The sequence below is a fragment of the Aeromonas sp. 602658 genome (assembly GCF_049173005.1).
GTDB lineage: Bacteria > Pseudomonadota > Gammaproteobacteria > Enterobacterales > Aeromonadaceae > Aeromonas > Aeromonas veronii_A.
Map to the genome: position 1 here is coordinate 22,876 of NZ_JAAKRF010000015.1, position 25,309 is coordinate 48,184.

Sequence of the window (25,309 nt, forward strand, 5' to 3'; positions counted from 1 at the left end):
GCAGCCATGAGCATTCAGGTTCAACAACTCAACAAGCATTTCAATCAGTACGCGGCGCTGGCAGACATCAACCTCGACTTTCACGACGGTGAGCTGGTGGCCCTGCTTGGCCCTTCCGGTTGTGGCAAGACCACCTTGCTGCGGATCATCGCCGGGCTGGAGCAGGCCGACAGTGGCAGCGTCATCATCCGTGGTGAGGACGCTTCCGACCTGCATGTGCGCGAGCGCAACGTCGGCTTCGTGTTCCAGCACTACGCCCTGTTTCGCCACATGACGGTGTTTGAGAACGTGGCGTTTGGCCTGCGGGTCAAACCGCGCAGCGAGCGGCCTGCCGAGGCGGCCATTCGCGCCCGGGTCAAGGAGCTGCTGGATCTGGTGCAGCTCAGCCACGTGGCCGAGCGCTATCCGACCCAGCTCTCCGGCGGCCAGCGTCAGCGGGTCGCGCTGGCCCGCGCGCTGGCGGTGCAGCCCAAGGTACTGCTCTTGGACGAGCCCTTCGGCGCCCTCGATGCGCAGGTGCGCAAGGAGCTGCGCCGCTGGTTGCGCGAGCTGCACGACGAGCTGCACGTCACCAGCCTGTTCGTCACCCACGATCAGGAAGAAGCGCTGGAGGTAGCGGATCGGGTGGTGCTGATGAACGCCGGACGGGTCGAGCAGATTGGCACCCCGGCCGAGGTCTACGACCAGCCTGCCAGCTCCTTCGTCCACAGCTTCCTCGGCAGTGTGAACCAGTTCCGCGGTCGGGTGGCGGAGCAGGGATTTGGCATCGGCGAGCAGCTGCTCGGCGGGCCGTCGGCTTCTCATCTTGCTCACGGCAGTGCCGCCATCGCCTATGTCCGTCCCCATGAACTGGAGATTCTGCCAGCTGATGCGCCGGGCGGGATCCGCGCCACCATCACCCGTCTGCTGCCCATGGGGCCACGCATTCGGGTAGAGCTGCGTGGTGATGGCGAGACCAAAGGGGCTCACTACGAAGCGGAGCTGAGCAAGGAGGCGGCCAAACTGTTTGCCCCGGGACAGGGGGTTAGGCTGGTGGCCAGGCAGGCGCAGTTCTATCCCGATTACCAGATTTGATGTTTTGTTGCGGGTGGCATGGCTGCCCGGGTTCAGGCGCTCTGCCGGGGCATGATCCGGCCAAATAACAAAAATGAGGGGGTGACCAGATTGTGTCGCCCACTCTTCGCAGGAGGCGACAAGGTGAATTTTCAGCAGTTACGAATTATCCGGGAGGCAGCGCGGCGGGATTACAACCTGACCGAGGTGGCCAACGCCCTTTTTACCTCGCAATCCGGGGTGAGTCGCCATATCCGCGAGCTGGAAGAGGAGCTGGGGATTGAGTTGTTCATCCGCTACGGCAAGCGGCTGCTCGGCATGACCGAGCCGGGCAAGGAGTTGCTGGTGATTGCCGAGCGCATTCTCAATGACGCCAACAACATCCGCAAACTGGCCAGCACCTTTGCCAACCGCGACTCGGGCCGTTTGCTGGTGGCGACCACCCATACCCAGGCGCGCTATGCCCTGCCGCGGGTGGTGAAGGCGTTTCGCGAGCAGTTCCCGCTGGTGCAGCTGGAGTTGCGTCAGGGCAGCCCGGAGGAGATAGTGCGGCTGGTGCAGACCGGCGAGGTGGATATCGGCATCAGCAGCGAGCAGCTCGACAAGAGCGAAGGGGTGGTGGCATTTCCCTACTACCGCTGGCACCACAATATCGTGGTGCCCGAGCAACATCCGCTGGCAGGCGAGCGGGATCTGACGCTGGCGGCGCTGGCCAACTGGCCCATCGTCACCTATCAAGCCGGGTTGACCGGGCGGGTGCGGGTGGATGAAGCCTTTGCTGCGGCTGGCATCGAGCCGCAGATCCTGCTGACGGCGCAGGACTCCGATGTCATCAAGACCTATGTCGAGCTGGAGATGGGGGTCGGCATACTGGCCGACATGGCGTTCGACGCCCAGCGTGATCAGGGGCTGGTACAGCTCGACGGCAGCCATCTGTTTGCCCCCCATACCGCCTGGATTGGCCTCAAGCAGGGGCAGTTCCAGCACAACTTTGCCTGGCAGTTTATCCAGCTCTGCAACCCCGAGCTGGCACTGGCGGATATTCAGGCCCGCGCTATGGGCAGCGAGCCTGCCCTCGACTTCCAGATTTGAATGAGAAGAGATAGCAAAAGGGGAGCCAATGGCTCCCCGTTGTATTGATGGCGTCATGACCCGCTGCGGATCACTTCAGCTCAATCCAGGCTTCTTGCCAGTGGGAGCCGATGCCCGGCTCGTACTGGGTGGCGGTGGTGGTCCACTGCTGGCAGTAGCCGCTGTAGGGGAAGGGCTTGCACTGATAGACCTTGCCATTTTTCGGCTGCTGCACCTTGGTACCGGCGGTGTAGGACTTGATGTTGTTCGGGAAGACGAAGTCATATTCGCCGCTGCTCTGCTCCTTGAACATCAGATCCATGGTCTGCTGGATGGTCTCGCCGCCCGCTTTCGGGGCGGCCTTGATCACCAGCTGGTGGTGACCTGCCTTGAGTCCTTCCAGCGCCATGGTGAAGGTGTGGCTGCTGTCTTTGATATCTGCACTGCTTTCACCCTTGGCGACGCCGCCGTGGTCATAGAGGGTGCTGGTGACGGCCAGATCGCCCTGTGCGGTGACGGTGAAATCGAGGGTTGCCTTGCCGTTGTCCAGCACATAGTCGCTGGCCAGACCGCTGACGCTGATACTGTCCACCACCGGCGGTTGCTGCTGTTGCAGGTCAATCTCGACTCGCTTCAACTCGCTGTTTCGCTTCAGATAAATGGGGTTCATACCGTAGACCGGATTGAACTGGCCATCGGCTCCTTGCTGACCGGCGCGGATCAGGCTCTGTTCGGCGTTGATCTTGCTGGCGAGGGCATGGGCCCAGTTATTCTTCTGGCCCTGTTCGGTAGTGGTGATGGTCAGCACGGTTTGCAGATCGGGGCGCTCGCCATTGGCATCGAATACCCGGGTCATCGCCTTGTCGCCTGCCGCGAGGTCGATGGAGGGGTAGATGGTGCCTGCCTGACTCCACTCCAGCGGTGGCTGGCTGCCATCTTTGAACTTGGCATCGATGATGTTGTAGAAGCTGTTGCTGGTGTCGCCCACTTCCCACACGCCGAGGATCACTTGATAACCGGTGCGCTCCGGCAGGATGCAGTTGTGGGTTACCTGCTTGGGCGGCTGCACCATGTTGCCGTCGATGACGCAGAAGGGATTAAGGTCAAACGAGGCACGGGTGAGCGGCTGGTTGGGGTTCCAGTCCTGCTTGGTCAGGTAGTAGCGCCAGTTGCGGGTGACGTGGTTTGCGGTGAATGTCCAGCTGATGGCGAAGGGGCCGGGCTGTACTTCACGCTTGGTCCAGCGGTCGCTGGTCTGGATGTTCAGCTCGCTCCAGCGCGGGCTGCCCGCCGAGGCGATTTGACCATCCTGCGGGCCGGTTTGCGGGAAGCCTGATGGCCCCTCCACGCTCTGGGGTTCCCACTGTACGCCTCCACACTGGCTGTTGCCGCCGGTTTTGCACAGGTAGTTGCGGCTCTCGGGCTGGCTGATGTAGCCATGAGCCAGGGCGCTGCCGCTGGCCAGCAGGGCCAGCACCGTTGCGATGTGATTGAGTTGGATTTTTGCTGCCATACATTCCTCTGTTCGATAGATGTGGGCAGTCAGTTGGCCAGGGAGTTCCCCGATGCACACTTGCGTGTGGCAACCCCGCTATCCTGGACAAAACGTCTGTAGACCGGAGGCTTTGCGTCCCGACCTTTCGGTCAGTTTGCCAAATGACTAGATGGTTAGTGATGGGCCAAATGTTCGGCCATCAGCATTGTGCACTGCATTGATTAATTATTTGAAGTTAAATGTTTAAATGCGCCATTCAATGGCGCGCAAATCATTCTAACTGGCTGTTTTTAAATTGTTCTCTTATCTGTGAATGGCACCGATTAACGTTGAATATGCCGATAAGATGCATGTTGATTGCATGTTGCTGACGTAAAAAAAACCTGCCAGCTTGGCTGGCAGGTTGGGTGACAAGGCGACACGGATTGACGCCATCAATGACGGGCGCGCTGCTCGCTATTGGTGTGATGTAGAGTTGGTGCCATCGGGGTCTTGGTGGACTCCTTGCCCAGTTTGAACACCGCAAGCCGCTCATCCAGGCTGCGGGAGAGACCGGCCAGCAGTTCGCTCTCCTGCGCCAGTTGCGAGGCGGACTGGGACATCTCGAGCGCCGAGTCGTTGATGCCGCTGACGTTGCGATTCATATCCTCGGCCACCATGCTCTGCTGTTCGGCGGCGGTAGCGATCTGGGTCGCCATGTCGCTCACATGCTGGATATGGTTGACGATCAGAGTGAGATCCTGACCCGCTTGTTGTGACTGGTTGACGCTGCTTTCGGCCAGTTTTCGGCTGGCATCCATGGCATTGGCAGCAGTGACGGCCCGTTGCTGCAACTGGGCGATGGTGCTCTGGATCTCTTCGGTGGACTGGCGGGTACGACTGGCCAGCTGGCGCACTTCATCGGCGACTACGGCAAAGCCACGCCCCTGCTCGCCAGCACGGGCGGCCTCTATGGCGGCGTTGAGAGCCAGCAGATTGGTCTGATCCGAGATGGAGCTGATGACGGCGGTCACTTCACCGATCTGCATGACCCCCTCTTTGAGCTGGTTGACCTGCAGGGTGGCCTGCTCCACCTCGGTAGCCAGCGCCTTGATGCCGTGCACACTGGCGTGAACGTCACGGTTGCCGAGGCCAGCTTCTCCGGTCGCTTCCTGGGTATCCCGCGCGGTATTTTCGGCATGCCCGGCCACATCGGAGATGGTGGCGCTCATCTCGTTCATGGCTGTGGCGAGCTGGGCCAGCTGATCCCGCTGGCTGGTCACCGCCTGATTGGTTTGCTCGGCGGAGGCGGCGATGCGCAGGGCTGCATCGGCCACGTTGCGGGCACCCAGACTGGCCTCCAGCAGGGCGTGACGAATGGCATCGAGACTCTGATTGGTACAGCGGGCGACCATGCCCAGCTCATCCTTGCCATGTACCGGGATGCTCACCACCAGATCCCCCTGGGCGACCCGTTGCATGGCGTTGTTGATCTGGTTGAGGGGGGAGACGATGGAGCGGGTGATGCGCCAGCCCAGCAGCCCCATCAGCAGGGTCACAATGGCGGTGGCGCTACCCATCTTCATGTACTGGGCCCAGATGGTCTGCTGGATATCCTGCAGCAGCATGCCGGAACCGAGGATCCAGCCCCAGGGTTGATAGCCTGACACCATGGAGAGCTTGTCAGCAGTTTCGCCCGATGGGCCGCTCCAGACATATTGCAGGGTGCCCTGTTTGCCTCCCTTGGCAATATCGACCATCTGCAGCCAGAACTGCCCGGCGGTGGCACCTGTTCCTTCCCCCATGGTCTGGCCGACCAGCTCCGGCCGGATGGGGTGCACCAGCATCTGGCGGTTCTCATTGATCACGAACAGATAGTTGTTGTCGTCAAAGCGCATATTGGTCAGCAGCTTGCGTGCCTCTTGCTGCGCCTGCTCCATAGGCAGGGTGCTGGCCAGAAACTGGATCTGGCTCATGGCCTGGCTTAATACCGCATTGAGCCGCGCCTCTCGCTCACTCATCAGATTGCGCTGGAGCGCGTTGGCCGAGATGAACAGCAGCGAGACAAAACCGACAAACGCCAACGTGAGCAGCAAAAACAATTTGCGGCTCACGGTGATATCACCGAGCTTGAACATGACGAAACCCTCATTCCCTGTTGATTTTCTATGGCTCGTTACTGCGGCAGCCAATTGCTTGATGTAACAACTTATTTACTATTAACCAGTGGTCGCGCGCCCTTAAATGAGCGTTTTGACAACAGTATAGCCAGCAGACAGCACTCCCCATTTTTTGGTAGCGTGTTCAGGCGCATCCCTGCGCAATTTTTGCCAAAGAGTGTGAATCATTTGGCATTTCACTAAAAAAGGAGTGGGCCCCGCTGCGGGTGACCCCATAACAAGAGGGAATTTATGAGTTCCATTGCCAGGAATTACTTCAACCAGCTCAACGCCGACTATCTGCAGGTACACAGGCGCAAGGAGGATCTCTTCTGGTCCACCTATATGGGTACCAGCGACGATCAGGCCGGTTTTACCGCGGCCGAGCAGGCCTACAAGGCTTTTTGCGCCAATCCGGCCCGTCTGCCCGAATTGCGGGAGATGCTGGCGCAGGCCGACGAGGATGATATCAAGCGCGGTCTGCAAGGCTGGAGCGCCTTCTTCGAGTGCAATGTGATTGAAGATCCCGCCGCTGCCGCCCTGATGGATGAGCTGGTGGCTGCCGAGGCGGCGCTGTTCGCCCGCCGCAAGGGGCTGAAACTGACCCTGCTGGATGAGCAGGGCCAGCAGGTGGCTGGTAGCCTACCCGCCGCCAGTACCTCCCTTGCCGCCAGCCCGAGCGAGGCGGTGCGCCAGAGCGCGCTCGCCATGTTCCACACCCTGGAGCAGTGGGTGGTCGGCAATGGTTTTCTCGAGGTGGTGGCGCTGCGCAACCGCTTTGCCAGCGCCATGGGCTATCGCGACTACTTCGCCTACAAGGTGCGCAAGAACGAGCAGATGAGCCCGGAGCAGTTGTTCGCCATCCTCGACGACTTCATTTCCCGCACCGACGCCCGGCTGCAGCAAAGCCTTGCCGAGCTGAAAGCGGCCAAGGGGGAGGCGGCCCTGCTGCCCCATAACCTGCGCTACGCCATCAGTGGTGATGTAACCCGCCAGCTCGATCCTTATGTGCCCTTCTCGCGGGCGCTGAAGGATTGGGTCGAGAGCTTCCGTCGTCTCGGCATCCAGTATCGCGGGGCGACCCTCACCCTGGACTTGCTGACCCGGGAGGGGAAATACGAGAACGGCTTCTGCCACGGCCCGGTGCCGAGCTTCTTCCAGCAGGGGGAGTGGATACCTGCGGTGGTCAATTTCACCAGCCTGGCCGATCCGGCGCAGGTGGGCAGCGGCTGGAGCGGGCTCAACACCCTGTTCCACGAGGGGGGCCACGCCGCGCATTTTGCCAATGTCACCGGCAATGCCCCCTGCTTCTCACAGGAGTTTCCGCCCACCTCTATGGCTTATGCCGAGACCCAGTCGATGTTCTGCGACAGCCTGCTGGACGATGCCGACTGGCTCAAACGCTACGCCAGAAATGCGGCAGGAGAGGCGATCCCCGATGCGCTTATCAAGGAGATGATCGCCGCCCGTCAGCCGTTTCGCGCTTTTAACGAACGTCAGATCGCGCTGGTGGCCTACTTCGAGCGGGATCTCTACGCCATGGATGAGGCTGAACGTACTCCCGAGGCTGTGCTGGCGCTGGCCCGCAAGTGGGAGCGCAAGATCCTCGGTGTCGAGAGCCCGCGCCCGCTGCTGGCCATTCCGCACCTCCTTAATCAGGAGTCGGCCTGCGCCTATCACGGCTACCTGCTGGCGCTGATGGCGGTGGAGCAGACCCGCGCTTACTTCCTCAAGCGCGATGGCTACCTCACCGACAACCCGCGCATCGGGCCGGATCTGGCCGCCCACTACTGGGGGCCGGGCAACGGCATGACTCATGATGAGACCCTGCGCAGCCTGACTGGTGAAGGCTTCAGTGCCGTGCCGCTGGCCGAGGCGTGCAACCTGAGCGCCGCTGAGGCGTGGCAACAGGCGCAAGCCTGCATGGCTGCCGCCCAGCAGCGCCCCGCGGCTGGCGAGGGAAGCCCGCTCGATGCCCATATCCGGGTGGTCCACGGCGCCGAGCTTATCGCCGACAACAACGAGTCGGAAACCCGCATGCTGGCCGACTTCGAGGCGTGGATCGTCAACCATTACCAACCGGTTTCAGCCGAATAATCCGCACAGCTCCCGGTGATCAGGCCGGGAGCTGTGCTTTTCATGGTTATTCGTTGTCGTAACCGTGGCAGACGCTGCCATATTATTGGCAGGTGCGCGACACAGTTTGTCGCCTTGCCGATTGGGTCCGCATTTTGCCATCAGATATGTATTCATATGAACATGAATAGGAATTGCAGGCTGCAAGATAGTAGATTCACTGAGTTACGCTCTTTTGTCTTTTCTGTTAATAGTGCTTTTTGTAGTCATCTTTGTGCATAAAGATTGATCCATTCAACTATCTGCTAGTTATTCTCATCTTTCCGGGTTGACTAAATTGTCCACAACTGCAAAATCGCCCACCTTGCCACCCCCGATGTGAGTCGGGCTCGGAAAGCTTCAGATCTCTTCCCCCCGAGATGGCTGAGCCGCACATGAAAATGGCGTCAGCTCTCAACTCTTTCTGCGCGTTCGCCTGCTTCATGCTATCCGTCGATAACGTTGACACTGCTGTTGTGCTGTCCGTGCAGGGCAATGCGCATCTCGCGACATTGCCTGAGTCTGCCGATGCATGGTAACAGGCGGGTCCGTTTTATTGGCTTGGTATCTATTTGTCAGTGAATGGAAAGAGGTTATTTCCCCATGATGAGCACGAGTGAACACCCCGGTCAGATTGCGCTGCTGGGAGGCTCGGTGGATCGTGTTGCCTTGCCACTTCTCGATCTGTCCTGCTGGGATCCATTGCAGCAGCCGGTATTACTGCTCAACCTGCCTGCAGATGAGCAGGACAGGGTATTGCAGGCTGTGCGGCGTGACCCGATACGCTATTTGCAGCCGGTATTTTGTGTTGTGAAGAGCTCGCTCTCTCCCATGTTGGCCGACGGTCTCCTGACACAGCTGGATGAACGGGCCTCTGACATGCTTGAACGGTTGGCGTTGTTGACCCCTCGAGAGCATCCGGATGACATGGAAAAGCTGGCTTGGTACAGCTGGCCTCGCTCCCATTTTCGCTTGTTGCCACGTTGGCAGGCTGGTTGCCGTCAGGGGTACAGCTATCCCCTGCTGGATTGCCTGCTGGGCAGCGAAGCAGGGGATGCCCTCCCGCAGCTGGTTGCAGAGCGTTTATTGCAGAGTGAGCAGCTGGTGGACCGGGTACGTCTTTGTCACAGTTGCAACTCGGCACATCTCAATTTTGTCGATGTGTGTCCCGAATGCGCTCATATCGCCATCCAGGCCAAGCCAGCTGTGCACTGCTTCACCTGCGGGCACGTGGATGATCAGGATGCATTCATGCGACAGGGTGTGCTGCGTTGTCCCAAGTGCGTCACGACTCTGCGTCACATCGGTGTTGACTATGACAGGCCCCTTGAGAAATTCCGTTGTTTGTCATGCCATGCCCGTTTTATGGAGGCTGCCGTCCAGGCGCGTTGCCATGAATGTGGCCAGGCGCACAAACCCGATGATCTGGTGGTTGCGCCCATCTATGAATATCGCATCGGCAAGCTGGCCCGCCACATCGCACGGGAAGGAACTCAACAACTGCATCTGCCGTTGACCTGGGGTACCCCTATGGCCATGGAGCACTTCCCCTGGTTGCTGCAATGGAACAATAGCTTGCTGCAACGCCATGGTGGCTGCCATACCTTGCTGGCTATTCGGGTTGAGCATCTGGCTGAGTTGCGTGCCGAGTTGGGCATGCTAAAGACTCAGCAGCGACTGGCCGCTCTGCTCAGCCGTTTGCAAGCTCTATTCCGTGATACCGATGTCGTTTGCCAGTATGCCGATGACCGATTGTTATTGCTGTTGCCGCATACGGATGCCGACGACTGGCGCATTCTGCAGGAGCGCATTCAGGCATTGAATCTCATCGAGGGACTGGATGCTCTGACGCTGGCGGTGAAAGTACAACCTTTGCCCGCCCTGTTGGGCGACGATACAGCGGTATGGCTCGGCCAGTGGCTGGATGGAGATAGCCCGGATGCATGAGTGGATGAATACGGTGCACTACATCCTGATAGAGATACTGGGTAGCCTCCAGTTTTCTCCCCGGATGATTCTGTTGCTGTTGCCCATGTTGCTGTTGATGGAGGTGCCACTGATGGCGCTGACGTTGACCGGCATCCTGAAATGGTATGCGCGCCAGGTTCCCAGGGCATCTGAACTGCCGCGATCTCGGCGCTGTCCCAAAGTGTCTTGCATCATCACCTGTTATGGGGAAGGGGAGGCGATCCGCTCCACCATATTGACGCTCAAGGAACAGCTTTATCGCGGTCAAATGGAAATCATTGCTGTGATTGATGGCGCCAAGGCCAACGCGCATACCTATCAGGCTGCGCTCAATTGTGTTCGTGAATTCGAGGGGTGCGAGAACAGAAGTTTGGTCCTGCTACCGAAATGGCAGAGGGGAGGCCGGGTCTCCACTCTCAATGCCGGTCTCTCCGCTGCGACTGGCGAGATAGTGATGAACGCGGACGGAGATACCTCCTTTGACAACAACATGATCGATGAGATCGTGGCTTGTTTCGATGATCCTGATGTGCCTGCTGTGGGAGGGGCATTAAGGGTGCGGAATCTGAACGATGGCGTACTGACCCGGATGCAGAGCATTGAGTACATGATCTCCATGCAGGGGGGCAAGACGGGACTGAGCGAGTGGAACCTCATCAACAATATCTCGGGAGCCTTCGGTGCGTTTCGTCGTGATTTTTTGCGCCAGATTGGTGGGTGGGATACCCATACCGCAGAAGATCTGGATCTGACAGTCCGTATTAAGCATTACCTCAAACGCCATCCGGCTTTAAAGATAGGGTTCGCCCCTCGTGCCATTGGTCACACCGATGCGCCCGCAGACGTGATCACGCTTGCCAAGCAGCGTTTACGCTGGGATGGAGATCTGCTGTTTCTCTATCTGCGCAAGCACAAGCTCTCCCTGACGCCGCGTATTCTGGGCTGGAAGACCTTTTTGTTTACCTTGATCTACGGGGTGGCGCAAAACGTGGTGCTGCCCCTGCTGGTCATGGGTTATAGCTGGTGGTTGGTGCTTAGCTATCCGGGGCAGTTTGTCGCTGCGTTGATGATCTGTCTCTATCTGGTTTACCTGTTTCTTACCCTGGTTAATTTCGCCGTGTTTTTGCTGGCTATATCTGAACGCCCGGAGGCAGATCTACGTCTGCTGCCATGGTTGTGTCTTTACCCGGTGTACACCTTGCTGATGCGCTTGTGGTGCGCCATCGCACTGTTGAATGAGATGTTCCGGCGCGGTCATGAAGAGAGCAGCATGGCCCCCTGGTGGGTATTAAAACGAGGAAATAAATTCTGATGAAAGTCACATTCAATCCCCCCAAGAAGCAGGATGCCACGTCGGATGAAGGGATCCGGGTATTGTATGCCCCCGCCAAGCGTGTCGCCTTCAAGGCTCGCTGGTATCTCATCCTGTTACTGGCATTCAGTCCCGTTATTATTCTGCTGTGGTATCTGGGGCGCGAGTGGTGGCTGACCCAGGCGCCAGCCATCATTACCACCGAGCCGCAACTGGTTGTTGCCAATGGGGATGGCTTTATTCGACACATCTACACAGCTCCCGGCCAGGGGGTGTCACAAGGCGATGCCCTGATGCAGTTCGAATCTCCAACCCTCAAGGCCAACATGGCGGAACGAAAAGCGCGCAGAGCGGCCATCGAATTGAGCAAGGCTGAGGCTGAACAGGCTATCTTGCGCAATCTGGACGAACAGATTGGTATTGCCGAACGGGGGAGCCGGGAGCAGGAGGTCATCTATCAGGAGTATGCCGGTTATAAAAAAGAGAAGCTGGTATCCAGTGCAGAGTACGCAACGGCCCTGCTGAATTGGACTCAGTCACGCATAGCTCTGCAGAAGGCAAGGGCAGAGAAGATAGCGCAGGAACTGCAAATCAGTGAGGACCAACTGACCGGACCGCTAGCCAGTGCTCGTCACTTGCTCGATCAGGAGCTGACCGAGATGGAAGCGATGGCGTACCATCAACAGCCAAGAGCTCCGGCGACTGGCAAGGTTTCAGATGTGCTGGTACAGGAGGGGGACTGGGTATTCTCGGGGGCTCCTCTGGCACTTATCTCGAAGCGAGAAGACCCGCTGGTGATAGCCTATGTGCAGCCCAAATATCTCTCTTCAATGGCTCCTGGACACAAGGCTGTCGTCAAGCTGCCCAGCGGGGAGCGTCTGGCTGCCAGGGTCGCCAGACAGGTCGAGCTGGCGGACAAGTTGCCGGCTCAGTTAGCCGCTCCGTTTGAAGGGGAGAAAGCAACCCTCAAGGTCGCACTCTCGCTGGATGAAAAATTACCCCCGAACCTGCAAGTGGAAGGGTTGCCAGTGACCGTGTTGTTTGATTGACGTCTATGGCGTTGTGATCCTGAATCGCAACGCCTTCTTTTGGGTTTCGGCCATAAAAGGTGGCTGGTGTATGGAAGCCCGCGATTGCCTCTCCCTTTTTCATTCATCAATGACTTTATTTCCGCAATGCTCGCAGATGGCATGTCGTTCAAAGCGATCCATGTTGGCCAGAAAGGGGCCGGCGGCCCAGCCGGTAATGAAGTCTTTGATAAATGCAGTGCGCTTTTGCTCTGGTTTCACCTCTTTTCCATAGGATTTGTCGACCAGCACTACGACATGGTTGGTCTCGCACTGACAACTCGGGCAGTAGCGTTGTTCGGTGGATGAAAGCAAGGGGGATCTCCTTGTCCGGAAGAGTGGGCAGCAGGTTGTTCGCCGCAGATATATGTCGTTCCCATTTTGATTCCTTTTTCTGGCAGGTCGTCAATCACAGCGGAGGCGAATTGTGCGCCATCTCCTGTGAAAAGGGACGAGCCAACAAGGGTGATCATGAGGGGCCAGTCGGCCCCTCTTTTGTTGCCGTTTGTCACACATTGCCACACAAGCTTCCCCCTCTGGCAAAGTCTTGTGACCAGACAGGTGTGCAATGGTGCCATGAGCAGGGAGATTAGGCCCTGCCGAGATGGAACCAGGGAGCATGTTATGACGAACAAATGGGTGTGGTGGCTGTTGCCGCTGCTGGCGGTCGGGGTCTGGTGGCTCGGTTATGCGGGGGATGCCAACGGGGTGTGGCCCTGGCGCCATGAGATGTTGCTGCTGACGGGTCTGCTGGGGATGACCTATATGGCCATTTCGCTGTTGCTGGCGTTGCGTCTGCCGCAGTTGGAAGTATGGTGTGGCGGTCTGGACCGGATGTTGCGATTGCACCGCCAGACGGCCATCGGCGGCGCATTGGCACTGACCGTTCACTGGCTGCTGGTGGAGGCGCCGAAGTGGGCGGTCTCGGCGGGTTGGCTGAGTCGTCCCGCGCGGCGTGGGGCCAGCGGTGCTGGGGCTGATGCAGGTAATGGCATCTCGCTCCATGCCCTTGGCAATACCCTGGGTGAGTGGAGTTTCTATCTGCTAATCGCGCTGGTGGTAGTGAGCTTGTTGGCGCTGGTGAGTTATGGCCGTTTTCGGCTGATCCACCGGCTGGCGCCGCTCATCTATCTGGCGGGATGGGGACACGGGCTTTGCCTGTTGCCTCAGGCAGGGGCCATGACGCCTGTTGGGGTATCGATCTGGTTGATCGGCGGGATCGGTGCTATCGGGGCCCTCTACTCCCTGCTGGGACAAGTGGGGGCGAGGGATCGCCATCCCGGCCGGGTCATTGCGGTGCGGGCGTTGGCGGATCACACCTGCGAGCTGACCATGGAGCTGGAGCGGCCGCTCGCCCATTACCGCCCGGGTCAGTTTGCCTTCTTCGAATTTGATGCCAAGGAGGGGCCGCACCCCTTTACCCTGGTGCGGGTGTCAGCGGATCGGCGCCAGCTGGTGATCGCGGTGCGGGCGCTCGGGGATCATACCCGCCAGCTGGTAGCAGAAGCTCGTGCCGGGGATGAGGTGGTGGTGACCGGGCCCTATGGCGCCTTTGTCGCCCCGCAGAGGGGAGGCCGAGCCCTCTGGCTGGGGGCCGGGATAGGTATCACGCCGTTTGTTGCCTGGCTGGAGGGGCTGGCTGCCCGTGGGGAGCGGGGCGAGGGGATCACCCTGATCCAGTGTGCGCCGGATCTGGCGGGGGCCGTTTACCATCGGCGGTTGGCGGAGCTCTGTCATCGTACCGGCGTGCGCTATCAGTTGCATCTGGACAAGGCGGCCGGGCGACTGGATCTGGCTCGCATCGCGCAGGATGCGCCTGAGCAGGTGTGGTTTTGCGGGCCGGAGGGGATGGCAGATGCCCTGACCCGGCTGTTGCCGGACGGGCATCTGCATCGCGAGCTGTTTCGCTTTCGTTGAGCGCAGTTATTTGGTGCTGGCTGGCAACTGCTTGAGGGCGGCCTGTACTGCCGCCTCCAGTTGCGGGTCGCGCCCGGCCACCATGTCGGCGGGAGTGAGGGGCACCTGCAGATCCGGGATCAGCTCCTGATTCTCGTAGAAGGCGCCGTCCGGTTTGCGCAGCCCCAGGGTCGGAATGCCGTAGGAGAGACCCGGGATCAGTCGGGAGTCGTGGCTGTAGACCATGGTGCCGGTGCCGGGTATCGGATCGCCGACGATGGGGCCGACCTTGAGGGCGCGGTAGTACTCGGGGAAGGCGGATCCTTCCGAGTAGCTGCCAGCGTTGACCAGCACCACCGAAGGCTTGGTCCACTGGCGAGTGGCGGCGTCGGTTTCACCCTTGCCCTGACGGGGCCAACTGCTGGCCATCCCCTTGGTGCTGCCGCTGCCGGTCAAAAACTCCACCAGGGTATTGGCGAGATAGCCGCCGCTGTTGAAGCGGACATCGACGATCAGCGCATCGCGATTACGCTGTCTGCCGAGGGCATCCGCCACCACTGCATCGTAGACCTCGCTATTCATTGCTGGCAGATAGACGTAGCCGACCCGTCCTCCGCTCAGGCTGGCCACCAGCTCCCGCCGTTTCTCAATCCAGCGATCCTGTTGCAGCTGGTACTCCTGCTGTTTATCGATGGCGGTAAGCACCACCTCGTCAGTTTGCTTGTTGCCCTCCTGCTGGAAGGTGAGGGCAAGCCGGGCGCCAGCCTGATGGTTGAGGGCCCGATCCAGCTCGGTCAGATTGGCAATCGGGACACCGTTGATGGCGAGCAGGCGGGCGCCCGGGGCGATATCGCTCTCCTGATCCAGCGGGCCGCCAGAGAGCATGGCGGTGAGCATCACCCCCTGCTCGCCATCCTGCCAGTAGGCGCCCAGGCTGGCGGTCTCGTCCGCCATGCGCGGGAAGGGGGCGGGGCCGCTGCCCCAGGTGTGGGAGACATTGAGCTCGCCAGCCAGCTCCGCCAGCAGGTTGCCAAAGTCCCGCGGGTTGCCGATGCCCGGCAGCAGGCGGCGGTAAGCGACAACATAGCTCTCCCAATCTACTCCGTTCATATCGTCCAGATAGAACTCGTCCCGGGTTAGGCGGGCGATCTGATCGAAGGCGGCGGTCATGCGTTCCTGCCAGCGGCTGGTGGGTTGCAAGGCGAAGGGGGCGCTGGTGGCCTCGCCGGAGTCGAGATGGATCCGGGTGATCTCCCCATCCCGCACCAGGGTAGCCAGGGTGCCCTGCTGGTTGAGGCTTGCCAGCGCTGGGCCGGGCTGTTCACCAAACAGTTCGCTGGTTTTGCCCTTGCGCAGATCCTGGCTGTAGCCCTTGATCTCGCTCTCGCTGTTGACCCCCATCTCCTCCACCAGATAGATCAGCTGGTCGCCGATGATGCGGCTGGCGAGCAGGGTGCCGGTGGGTTGCAGCAGCAGTGCTTCTCTATGGTTGAGTCGATCGCTCTCAAAACCGTATCCCCCTTTCGGCGGTTCCAGCTCGGCAATGGCATCGGCTCTGGCGGCGCGGCTGCTGTAAATGCCGAGCAGGTTGGTGACGAGGGGCTCGCCATCGGGCCCCAGGGCGCCAAACCGGGTCGATTGCCAGTAGAGGATGGCGCCATCCTGACTCCAGCCCGGTTGCCCATCCTGATAGCCGTTGAGGCTGACATTGACCGGTTTGGCCTTGGGATTGGCCGTGTCGATCACCGCGATCTCCTGCTCTGCCGCATCGGGGCGGAAGGTGAGCGCCAGATGGCGGGAGTCGGGGGCAAAGGCGAGATGCACCTCGTGGCGCGACGGGTTGAAGCTGGCAGGCACCAGCTCCCGCTGCTTGTTGCTTGCCAGATCGAGCAGATGGATGGCCTGGCCATCTACCACGAAGGCGAGCTGTTTGCCATCGGGGGAGAGCACCGGACGGCTGATCCCCTTGCCGGGAATCGCCAGCAGCAGGCTCTCGGTCAGAGTGCCGGGATCGCTGAACAGCAGATCCGGATCCCCCTTGCGCAGGCGATAGAGGGCAGCGTGCCCCTGCTGCTCCGACAGATAGATGAGGGCGCGGCCCTGCTCGGCGAAGAGGGGGCTGGACTGCTCGCTCGGATCTCGGGTCAGCTGGCGCACCCGCTCCCGCTCGGGGTCGACGGCAAACAGGTTGCCCTCGCTCACCAGGATCTGCTCGTCCGCCTCTTCGCTGACCAGCGCTTCGTCTGCCAGGGTCAGGGTCTCGCTCGCCTCATCCGGCGTGCTCGCCACTTGCGGGGTGAGGGTCAGCTTGCGTGGCTCGCTGCTACCGGCATCGAGGCGATAGAGTTCACCCAGCCATGACCAGACCAGATCGCCATTGCGAGAGGCGCTGAGCCCCCGCACCGGATGGCCCTGATAGTGGGTCAGCTGTTGCTCCTTGCCGCTGGCGAGATCCCGACGCCAGACGTTGAAATCGCCGCTGCGCTCGCTCAGGTAAAAGAGGGTATCTCCCTTGTCGCTCCAGACCGGATCGGTGGCCGCCACTCGATCTTCGGTCAGCTGCTTGTGCTGCTTGCCATCAAACAACCAGAGACGGGGCACCGCAAACGAGTGCTGATGCTTGCGAAAGGGTTGATCCGCCGCGGGCATCTGATAGGCGAGCCGCTCCCCGTGGGGGCGGGCGAGAGTTGCAGGCAGCGGCAGATCGGCCTGCAAGGTGCCGCCGGTGATCGGGGTCCAGTAGAGCTCGCCCCATTGGTAGCCTTCCGCGACAAAATGGTCGGCATCGGGCGCCCCCAGGCGCTGGCTGCTCAGCAGCAGCCGTTTGCCATCGTCGCTGAAGGCTTGCGGCAGATCGGTGCGCGAATCGCGGGTGAGGCGCACCATCTCGCCGCCGCTGGCGGGCACCACGAACACATCTTCGTTGCCGTAGAGATTGGCGGCAAAGGCGAGCTGTTTGCCATCAGGCGACCAGATTGGCCGCTGGCTCAGGTAGTCGCTGCCGGTGAGCGCCGTAGCGGGGCCACCCTCGGCACTGGCAACAAAAATGCGCCCCTGCCAGGTGAAGGCAAGCTGCTTGCCATCGGGGGAGAGGGCGGGCTCGCGCAGCCAGAGTGCATCGGCGGCGACACTGGCGGGTAGCCAGAGCAGTGCGCTGACCAGCAGCAGGCGGGTCAGCGAAGAGTTCGGCAAGAAGTGCAGAGGCATGATGTCATCCTGAATCAGGTTCAATTGTTACATATTTACCGATCTGCGGCATCATGGCTAGCCAGAAAATGTAAGCTATGTTTTTGTTTTTATTGTCAATTAGTCATGTTTGTGCAGGTCGTTCATGGACCATTCACCGTTCGCAGCCAAGATATGTTTTATTGGGTCTATTGAGTATTGATGGCGATCCAATATTATGGCGCTCGCTCGCCAACGGGCGAGCCTATTCAGATGATGTGACAACCATAAAAAGCCCTGCCAGAGGCTTGTCGAGGGATGGAATGAGAGCCGTATTGTTGTGTGTGCTGGGGCTGTGGCCCGCGCTGAGTTTTGCCTTTACCGAAAAAGCCGATTTGGTGGTGGTCAAGAAGTCTACCTACAGCCTCACCCTGATGAAGGATGGCAAGGAACTGAAGCGCTACTGGGTTGCACTGGGCCCGGCGCCCAAGGGGCACAAGCAGCGGGAAGGGGATCAACGTACCCCGGAGGGGCGCTACACCCTGGATTACAAGAAGAGCAACTCCGGCTTTTATAAAGCGATACATATCAACTACCCGAATCTGGACGATATCAAGCGCGCCAATGAGTTGGGGGTGAACCCGGGTGGCATGATCATGATCCATGGTCAGCTTAACCGGATGGGTAACCGTCGGGTACAGCCCTCCAACTGGACCAACGGTTGTATTGCGGTACTTAACCACGAGATGGATGAGCTCTGGAATGCCATTGACCCGGGTACGCCCATCATCATCGAGCCCTGATCCGCACAACGGGGGCCTTGTCGGCAGACAAGGCCCCCGTTCTGTTCTGGTTGTGATCCCCTTTAACGGATGTCTTTTTGAGACATTCGCATTGTTGTGAATGTCACTTCAAAAAAAGCCTGCAAATGGTGAGGATATGTGCTCTGTCCGTGAAGGAGTGTCCCATGTCTTTGACCGAAACCTGTCAGCGCATCGTGCGCGATCCCCATCTCTCCGCTGCTCAGAAGAGCCACGCACTGGCGCTGGCCGCCGAGAATGCGTTGCCCTACCCCGACCTGCCTGCCGCAGTCGCCGAGGCGATGGAGCAGGGATTTATCTGCGACATGTTCGAAGGGCATGCCCCCTACAAGCCGCGTTATGTGCTGCCGGACTATGAAAAATTCCTGACTCAGGGCTCTGCCTGGCTGGAGCTGACGGCGCCGCAGGATTTCGACGAGGCGCTCAACGCCCTGCGCATCCTCTATCACCATGTCCCCTCCGTCACCGGCATGCCGGTCTGGCTGGGGCGGCTCGACCATCTGCTGTTGCCGTTTGTCGGCGAACTGGATGACGAGACCCTCTATCGCAAGCTGAAGGGGTTCTGGGTCTATCTGGACAGGGTGCTGCCGGACGCCTTCATGCACGTCAACATCGGGCCGGATGACAACCGTATCTGCCGCCTGATCCTGCGCATCGACAACGAGCTCAAGCAGGTGGCGCCGAACCTCACCTTTTTCCACGATCCGGAGCAGACCCCGGACGATTTGCTGCTGCAGGCGGTGAAGAACATCGCCGAGTGCAGCAAGCCGCACATCGCCAACTACCCGATCCATCGCGATACCTTTGACCAGCGTGGTTTTGGCATCGTCAGCTGCTACAACGCCCTGCCGCAGGCGGGTGGCGCCAATACCCTGGTGCGCATCTCCCTCAAGCGGGTCGCCGAGCAGTGTCAGGGGATCGACGACTTCCTCGGTTGCCTGCTGCCCCACTACTGCCGCCTGGCCTCCCAGCTGATCGAAGCGCGGGCCGCATTCCTCCACGATGAGTCCGGTTTCTTCGACAGCTTCCTGGTGAAAGAGGGGCTGCTGGATGAGGATCGCTTTGTCCCCATGTTCGGCATCTACGGCATGGCGGAAGCGGTCAATATCCTGATGGATAAAGAGAATCTGCCGGATCGCTACGGCCATGGCGAGGAGGCGAACCAGCTTGGCTATCGCATCTCGGCCCAACTCTCGGAATATGTCACTGCGACGCCGCAAACCCATGCCTGGGGTGGCCGCGCTTTGTTGCATTCGCAAGGTGGCCTCAGCATCGATGTGGCTGTCACCCCCGGGGTGCGCATTCCCTACGGGCAGGAGCCGGATCCCGCCAGTCATGTGCTGGCGCTGGCACCGCACCACACTTATTACCATTCGGGGATCAGCGAGATCCTGACGCTGGATCCCACCATCCGCCAGAACCCGCAGGCGCTGCTGCAGCTCTGCAAGGGGGCGCTCGCCATCGGTATGCGCGAGTTCACCGCCAACGTGGCCGACAGCGATCTGGTGCGGGTGACCGGCTACATGATCCGCAAGAGCGACGTGGCCCGCTTCGCAGAGGAGGGGTCGCGCTTGCAGACCACCTGTCTTGGTGTGGAGGCGAGTGAAGTGACCGCCATTCGTCAGCGGGCGCCGCGAGTGGTCGCCCACGAATCGACTATCGGCGAGTATTGAGTTCGCACCGATGGCTGATGTCTTGCCAACACGCAGCGCCCTGGTAAGCAGGGTGCTGCCGTTCTCCTGTGTCGACGGGCCGGGCAACCGGCTGGTGCTGTTTCTGCAAGGGTGCAACTTTCGCTGCCCCGGCTGCCACAACCCTCACACCATAGGGCTGTGCGACGATTGCGGTGACTGCCTTGCGGTCTGTCCGAGTGGCGCCCTCTCCATGAGCGAAGGTAAGGTTAATTGGCAGGAGGCGCTCTGCACCGATTGCGATGCCTGTCTGGAGGCCTGCCCGCGCAGTGCCAATCCCAAGACCGCCAGCATGACGGTGGCCGAGGTGCTGGCCCTGCTGCGCCGCTACGGCCCCTTGCTGAGCGGGATTACTGTCTCAGGCGGTGAGGCGACTACTCAGCTCCCCTTCGTGGTTGCGCTCTTTACCGCCATCAAGGCCGCGCCGGATCTGGCCCATCTCACTTGCCTTCTCGACAGCAACGGCTCGCTGGCCGAAACCGGCTGGCAGCGGCTATTGCCGATGCTCGATGGTGCCATGCTCGATCTCAAGGGGTGGCGTGACTCGGTACACCTCTCGCTGACCGGTTACAGCCGCGAACGGGTGCTGGCATCGCTGCAACTGCTGGCAAGTCACGGCAAGCTGACCGAACTGCGGCTGCTCCACGTGCCGGGCAAGAGCGATTTTCTGGATGCGAGTGGTGAGCTGGACGCGGATCTCGCCGCCTTCTTGCAGCGGCTGGGGCCTGTGCCCATTCGCCTCAATGGCTTTCGCCACCACGGGGTACAGGGGGAGGCTGCGCAATGGCCAGAGGCGACCCGCAGCGAGCTGGAGTGGCTGGCGAGTCGGTTGCGTGCTGCGGGAGTGGGGGCGGTGACCTTGCCACCGCTGATCTGAAGAGGTCTGATCGATTCCCTTGCTGTGTAGTAAAAGCACACAACTGTGACTTCTGTCTATTGGAGGGGGCCTTGGGGCTCGTTATGATATTGCCCATCCGTCCCTCCTCCATCACAGATAAATCATGAGTGAAAGCAAGGCGTTATATCGGGTTCAGTTTATTTGCCACAACGAGCGCTACGAGGTCTATGTGCGCCAGGTGAATCAGGGCCAACTGTTCGGTTTTATCGAGATCGCCGATTTTGTCTGGGACAACCACACGGCGCTTATCGTCGATCCCAGCCATGAAAAGCTCAAGAGCGAATTTGCCGATGTGCGTCACACCCTTATCCCCATGCATCAGGTGTTACGCATCGATCAGGTGAAAAAGCAGGGGGCTGCCCGCATTACGGATCTGGGTAGCAACGTCGCCTCCTTCCCCAGTCCCATTTATACCAAGCGTCCCTGATCCCTCATTGCCGTGGATGTTTCGCCGTGGCGAAACATCCATCTCTTCTCGCTGTCACCTGGCTCAGGGCTCGACCAGCTCGCGACCCAGTTGCAGGATCCGCTGGCGGAACCAGTGGCGGGCCGAGCCATCACCGGCCGGGCCATACCAGACCAGACTGTGACTCACCTTGCCGTAATCGAACGGTGCCGGACGCAGCTCCAGATCCGGCTGGCTGGCGATGCATGCCGCCCAGCCACCGATGGCGGTGAGGATCAGATCGGTCTGGGGCAGCAGGGCCGCCGCGCTGGCAAAATCGGGCAGGGTGGCGCCAATCTGGCGACGCACCTGTTGCTGGGCAAGGCTCTGCTCGAAGAAGGGGTTGGCCAGCTCCTGATCCCGGATGGCGATATGGCGCCAGCTCAGGTAGGCATCGAGATCCCAGGGCTTGGCCAGCGCCGGGTGGTCTTTGCGCAGCAGACAGACCAGTTTCTCTTCCCGCAGGGTCTCCCACACCAGCCCGGGCTGGCGCGGTAACGGCTGGCTCTGGTCATGGGGCAGGATCACGAAGTCGAGTTTGCCCGCTGCCAGCGCCTCCAGCCCCTGCTCATCCTTGTTCCAGATCTCCGGCACCATGCCCGGCACTTCTTTCATCAGCTGACCCAGAATGGGGCCCACCGGCCAGGTCATCACGCTCTCGCGCAATCCCAGCCGCAAGCAGCCCTGCCACTGCTGGGGGTTGAAGGCATTCTGGCGAGTGAGGCCGTTCAGCTCCCCCAACAACCGGTGCAGGGTGGGAGCCAGTCGCTCGGCCATGGGGGTGAGCAGCAGCTGGTTGCCCTGGCGGTAGAGCAGTTGATCCCCCAGCAGACCCCGCAGCTGGTTGAGGGTCTTGCTAACGGTGGAAGGCGTGGTGCAGAGCCGCTCGGCGGTGCGGGTGACGCTCTGGTTGTCGAGCAGCAGATGCAGGGTGACCAGATGGCGACCTCCCAGCCGAGAGAGTGCGATCAGATCCATAAGTACTCCACAAGTGAAGGGAAGAGACAAGACAAGAAAGCCCCGCCAAAGCGGGGCTGATGCGGATTAGCCCTTGAGCACCGCGGCCATGGCGTCAGCCACATAGTCGACGTTGCGGCTATTGAGGCCCGCCACGCACATGCGACCGGATCGCACCAGATAGACGGCGAACTCCTCGCGCAGCCTGTCCACCTGCTCCGGGGTGAAGCCGGTGTAGCTGAACATGCCGCGCTGGTTGATGAAGTAGCTGAAGTCGCGGCCCGGCACCTTGGCGCTCAGCACCTCGAACAGCTTCTGGCGCATGGCCTTGATGCGGGTGCGCATCTCGGTCACTTCGTCGACCCACATGGCGTGCAGCTCGGGCTGGCTCATCACAGCCGCGGTGATCTGGCCACCGTGGGTGGGCGGGCTTGAGTAGTTGCGACGCACGGTGGCCTTCATCTGACCCAGTACGCGGCTGGCTTCTTCGGCATCCTTGCAGATGACCGACAGGCCGCCGCACCGCTCGCCGTAGAAGGAGAGGTTCTTGGAAAAGGAGTTGCTGACGAAGAAGCTTACGCCGGCGGCCACCATGGCGCGAATGGCGTAGGCATCCTCTTCCAGCCCGTCGCCGAAGCCCTGATAGGCGATATCCATAAAGGGGATCAGGTTCTTCTCGACCACCAGCGCGATCACCCGATCCCACTGGGCACGGGTGAGATCCACCCCGGTCGGGTTGTGGCAGCAGGGGTGCAGCAGCACGATGCTCTTGGCCGGCAGGGTACTCAGGCAGTCGATCATCGCATCAAACTGCACGCCGCCAGTGGCCGCATCGTAGTAGGGGTAGTCGTGCACCTTGATGCCGGCGCCTTCGAACATCGCCTTGTGGTTATCCCAGGTGGGATTGCTGACCCACACCTCGGAGGTCGGGAAGTAGCGCTTGAGCAGATCGGCGCCGATCTTCAGCGCGCCGGAGCCGCCGATGGTCTGGATGGTGGCGATACGTCCCGCCTTGACCGCTTCATGGTCGGCACCAAACAGCAGGTGTTGCACTGCGGTGCGGTAGTTGGCGGCGCCTTCCATCGGCTGGTAGGGGCGCGGGGCAGGGGCGGCCGCGCGCTGGGCTTCGGCCTGCTGCACCGACGGCAGCAGCGGAATGCGCCCCTGCTCGTCGTAATAGAGGCCGATCCCCAGGTTCACCTTCTGCTCGCGGGTGTCTTTGTGGAAGGTCTCGACTAGCGTCAGGATGGGGTCGCCAGCATAGGCATCGACGTGTTCAAACATGGGGGATCCTTGAAATTGACTGTCCAGTAAAACCGGCGGTCAGCCGGGCTGGACATCATGGCGCAAAGCTGGCGGTGGCTCAAGCCCGAAAGGGACGGGGGCTGGCGGGCAGACGCCACACAGCCGTAAACGGAATGATGCGGGGTCGCCCGCAGCCTCATTCACCGGTCCTACTTCAGATAGGATCGCAATACCCGCACTACTTGATCCAGATCTTCCAGCCGCTCGGCCGGGGTCGCCTCTTCGGCACCCAGATGCTCACGCATGTGCCCTTCCAGCACCTCCAGCATCAGGCCGTTGACGGCACCGCGAATGGCCGCGATCTGCTGCAAAATGGCGGCGCAGTCGCTCTCCTGCTCCAGCGCGTGCTCCAGCGCACCGGCCTGTCCCTTGATGCGACGTACCCGTGCCAGCAGCTTCTTTTTACCGTGAATGGTGTGTGACATGCAGGATCCTCTCGATCAATAAAACTATACTGGGGTATAGTATATTGCATTGTCGTCCTCAGGAGAAATCCATGTCATCCCTTGCCTCATCCCACTGCCACCAACCCGTCGTCCACGAAGGGAATCCGCTGGCCGAACAGAAGACTCGCTGGGCCATGCTGCTGACCGTCATCATGATGGTGGCGGAGATCGGCGGCGGCTGGTTCTACAACTCCATGGCGCTGCTGGCCGATGGCTGGCACATGAGTTCCCACGCGCTGGCGCTCGGCCTCTCGGTGCTGGCCTACCGCGCCGCCCGCCACTTTGCCCGCGACCACAGATTCAGCTTCGGCACCTGGAAGATCGAGGTGCTGGGTGGCTTCACCAGCGCTCTCCTGCTGGTGGGGGTGGCCGGGCTGATGCTGTTCGAGTCGGTGTTCAGGCTGCTCGATCCCAGCCCGATCCACTATCAACAGGCGATCGCCATCGCGCTGGTGGGGCTGCTGGTGAATCTGGCCTGTGCCTGGCTGCTCAAGGATGATCACGGCCATCATCACCACGGCCATGGGCATGACCACCATCATGGGCATGACCACCATCATGGGCATCACGACCACGATCATCATGACCATGACGATCACCACGGCCATCAGGATCTCAACCTGCGTGCCGCCTATATCCACGTGCTGGCGGATGCGGCCACTTCCGTGCTGGCGATCCTGGCACTGGTGGGGGGCATGCTGTGGGGGGCCGACTGGCTGGATCCCCTGATGGGCATAGTGGGGGCCGTACTGGTGGCGGTGTGGGCCTGGGGTCTGCTGCGCGACTCCGGTCGGGTGCTGCTGGATGCCGAGATGGATACCCCGTTGGTGGGTGAGATCCGTGAGGTGATTGCCGACCTGCCGGATGCCGAGATCCGCGATCTGCACGTCTGGCGGGTGGGCCAGCAGCAGTATGCCTGCGTGCTCTCCCTGCTGATGACTGCGCCTGTCTCCGCCAGCGAGATCCGCGCGCGGTTGGCGATACATGAAGAGCTGGTCCATGTGACCATAGAGATAGCCACTCCATAGCCAGATTTATGGCTGTCTATGCCAGATAGCGTGCAACTTGTACTCTGCAACACGAGTAAATCGAAGCAGTTTTTTCTGGGGAGGCCTGTGGCAGGCACGTGCTGACTATGTGCCTGGTACAAGCCTCACCGGGGCTAGGGGTGAGATGTGACGGTTTGAGTTAACGTTCGAAGAAGCGATAGAGGTGTTCTACCTGCATCGGGCAGTCAGCTACCAGATGCACATGATCGCGGGCCTGCTCGACCGTATCGAAACTGACCGGGCAGCCGAGGGTGTCGGTCAGCTCGTAGAGAGCGCCATCATTGCCTCTGAATTCGATGAGCCAGCCGGGGATGGCCACGTCGTGGAGTATTTCGGCCTCTTGCAGGATCTGTTGTTGATAGAGCTTGCGAAGTTCACTGACTGTCATGATGCTCTCCTGTGAAGGGGGATTCAGCT

The 25,309-nt window shown here is 60.4% G+C and carries 20 protein-coding genes and 1 riboswitch; of the genes, 12 read left to right on the plus strand and 8 right to left on the minus strand.

What is annotated here, in order from left to right; genetic code table 11:
* The first annotated feature begins 6 nt into the window (after window positions 1–6).
* Both G5253_RS12320 and cbl read left to right on the plus strand, forming a co-directional pair.
* On the plus strand, window positions 7–1,074 hold the full coding sequence (locus tag G5253_RS12320; RefSeq protein ID WP_266135305.1) for a sulfate/molybdate ABC transporter ATP-binding protein: 1,068 nt from the start codon (window positions 7–9) through the stop codon (window positions 1,072–1,074).
* 123 nt (window positions 1,075–1,197) lie between these two features.
* Window positions 1,198–2,145 carry an HTH-type transcriptional regulator Cbl gene (cbl, locus tag G5253_RS12325; RefSeq protein WP_040067353.1) on the plus strand — a complete coding sequence of 316 codons (948 nt, stop codon included), beginning with the start codon at window positions 1,198–1,200 and terminating at the stop codon, window positions 2,143–2,145.
* A gap of 70 nt (window positions 2,146–2,215) precedes the next feature.
* Here cbl and gbpA read toward each other — a convergent pair whose 3' ends face one another.
* The gene (gbpA, locus tag G5253_RS12330; RefSeq protein ID WP_266135306.1) at window positions 2,216–3,637 is read right to left on the minus strand and encodes an N-acetylglucosamine-binding protein GbpA; all 1,422 of its coding nucleotides are present in this window, start codon (window positions 3,635–3,637) and stop codon (window positions 2,216–2,218) included.
* Between the two features lie 65 nt (window positions 3,638–3,702).
* Window positions 3,703–3,788: riboswitch (cyclic di-GMP riboswitch) on the minus strand.
* 265 nt (window positions 3,789–4,053) lie between these two features.
* On the minus strand, window positions 4,054–5,736 hold the full coding sequence (locus tag G5253_RS12335) for a methyl-accepting chemotaxis protein (RefSeq protein ID WP_227341460.1): 1,683 nt from the start codon (window positions 5,734–5,736) through the stop codon (window positions 4,054–4,056).
* Window positions 5,737–6,009: 273 nt separating this feature from the next.
* On the opposite strand from G5253_RS12335, the gene G5253_RS12340 reads away from it, so the two are divergent.
* The 4 genes from G5253_RS12340 (at window position 6,010) to G5253_RS12355 (ending at window position 12,201) form a co-directional block, all read left to right on the plus strand.
* The gene (locus tag G5253_RS12340; RefSeq protein ID WP_266135307.1) at window positions 6,010–7,854 is read left to right on the plus strand and encodes a M3 family metallopeptidase; all 1,845 of its coding nucleotides are present in this window, start codon (window positions 6,010–6,012) and stop codon (window positions 7,852–7,854) included.
* A 621-nt stretch (window positions 7,855–8,475) separates the two neighbouring features.
* Window positions 8,476–9,819 (plus strand): diguanylate cyclase domain-containing protein, encoded by a 1,344-nt coding sequence (locus tag G5253_RS12345; protein WP_266135308.1) that lies wholly within the window; start codon window positions 8,476–8,478, stop codon window positions 9,817–9,819.
* Entirely contained in the window at window positions 9,812–11,152 is a 1,341-nt protein-coding gene (locus G5253_RS12350; protein WP_266135309.1) for a glycosyltransferase family 2 protein, read from the plus strand. Before G5253_RS12345 ends, G5253_RS12350 begins: the two co-directional genes overlap by 8 nt.
* Complete coding sequence (locus G5253_RS12355; protein WP_216952122.1) at window positions 11,152–12,201, plus strand: HlyD family secretion protein; 1,050 nt, start codon at window positions 11,152–11,154, stop codon at window positions 12,199–12,201. Before G5253_RS12350 ends, G5253_RS12355 begins: the two co-directional genes overlap by 1 nt.
* A 99-nt stretch (window positions 12,202–12,300) precedes the next feature.
* Here the strand turns inward: G5253_RS12355 and G5253_RS12360 are convergent, their stop codons facing one another.
* Window positions 12,301–12,534: a hypothetical protein gene (locus G5253_RS12360; RefSeq protein ID WP_266135310.1), complete on the minus strand. Its 234-nt coding sequence runs from the start codon at window positions 12,532–12,534 to the stop codon at window positions 12,301–12,303.
* 309 nt (window positions 12,535–12,843) lie between these two features.
* Here G5253_RS12360 and G5253_RS12365 point away from each other — a divergent pair, with 309 nt between their 5' ends.
* The gene (locus G5253_RS12365; RefSeq protein WP_266135311.1) at window positions 12,844–14,136 is read left to right on the plus strand and encodes a ferredoxin reductase family protein; all 1,293 of its coding nucleotides are present in this window, start codon (window positions 12,844–12,846) and stop codon (window positions 14,134–14,136) included.
* Window positions 14,137–14,142: 6 nt separating this feature from the next.
* Here the strand turns inward: G5253_RS12365 and G5253_RS12370 are convergent, their stop codons facing one another.
* Complete coding sequence (locus G5253_RS12370; RefSeq protein WP_266135312.1) at window positions 14,143–17,322, minus strand: S41 family peptidase; 3,180 nt, start codon at window positions 17,320–17,322, stop codon at window positions 14,143–14,145.
* Between the two features lie 281 nt (window positions 17,323–17,603).
* Here G5253_RS12370 and G5253_RS12375 point away from each other — a divergent pair, with 281 nt between their 5' ends.
* The 4 genes from G5253_RS12375 (at window position 17,604) to G5253_RS12390 (ending at window position 21,117) form a co-directional block, all read left to right on the plus strand.
* A complete protein-coding gene (locus tag G5253_RS12375) occupies window positions 17,604–18,083 on the plus strand; it encodes a L,D-transpeptidase family protein (RefSeq protein WP_227341454.1) in 480 nt (159 codons plus the stop codon).
* A gap of 164 nt (window positions 18,084–18,247) precedes the next feature.
* The gene (locus G5253_RS12380) at window positions 18,248–19,774 is read left to right on the plus strand and encodes a YjjI family glycine radical enzyme (RefSeq protein WP_266135313.1); all 1,527 of its coding nucleotides are present in this window, start codon (window positions 18,248–18,250) and stop codon (window positions 19,772–19,774) included.
* 10 nt (window positions 19,775–19,784) lie between these two features.
* Complete coding sequence (locus G5253_RS12385; RefSeq protein WP_266135314.1) at window positions 19,785–20,669, plus strand: YjjW family glycine radical enzyme activase; 885 nt, start codon at window positions 19,785–19,787, stop codon at window positions 20,667–20,669.
* Between the two features lie 124 nt (window positions 20,670–20,793).
* Window positions 20,794–21,117: a DUF1820 family protein gene (locus G5253_RS12390; RefSeq protein ID WP_216952118.1), complete on the plus strand. Its 324-nt coding sequence runs from the start codon at window positions 20,794–20,796 to the stop codon at window positions 21,115–21,117.
* Between the two features lie 63 nt (window positions 21,118–21,180).
* Here G5253_RS12390 and G5253_RS12395 read toward each other — a convergent pair whose 3' ends face one another.
* The 3 genes from G5253_RS12395 to G5253_RS12405 form a co-directional block, all read right to left on the minus strand.
* The gene (locus G5253_RS12395; RefSeq protein WP_216952117.1) at window positions 21,181–22,113 is read right to left on the minus strand and encodes a LysR family transcriptional regulator; all 933 of its coding nucleotides are present in this window, start codon (window positions 22,111–22,113) and stop codon (window positions 21,181–21,183) included.
* A 66-nt stretch (window positions 22,114–22,179) separates the two neighbouring features.
* The gene (locus tag G5253_RS12400) at window positions 22,180–23,376 is read right to left on the minus strand and encodes an aromatic amino acid transaminase (protein WP_266135315.1); all 1,197 of its coding nucleotides are present in this window, start codon (window positions 23,374–23,376) and stop codon (window positions 22,180–22,182) included.
* A gap of 170 nt (window positions 23,377–23,546) precedes the next feature.
* Window positions 23,547–23,822 (minus strand): metal/formaldehyde-sensitive transcriptional repressor, encoded by a 276-nt coding sequence (locus G5253_RS12405; RefSeq protein WP_005343089.1) that lies wholly within the window; start codon window positions 23,820–23,822, stop codon window positions 23,547–23,549.
* A 71-nt stretch (window positions 23,823–23,893) separates the two neighbouring features.
* On the opposite strand from G5253_RS12405, the gene dmeF reads away from it, so the two are divergent.
* Window positions 23,894–24,871, plus strand: coding sequence for a CDF family Co(II)/Ni(II) efflux transporter DmeF (gene dmeF, locus G5253_RS12410; RefSeq protein WP_266135316.1), 978 nt, complete (start codon window positions 23,894–23,896; stop codon window positions 24,869–24,871).
* Window positions 24,872–25,031: 160 nt separating this feature from the next.
* Here the strand turns inward: dmeF and G5253_RS12415 are convergent, their stop codons facing one another.
* Window positions 25,032–25,280, minus strand: coding sequence for a hypothetical protein (locus tag G5253_RS12415; protein ID WP_266135317.1), 249 nt, complete (start codon window positions 25,278–25,280; stop codon window positions 25,032–25,034).
* Window positions 25,281–25,309 lie beyond the last annotated feature (29 nt).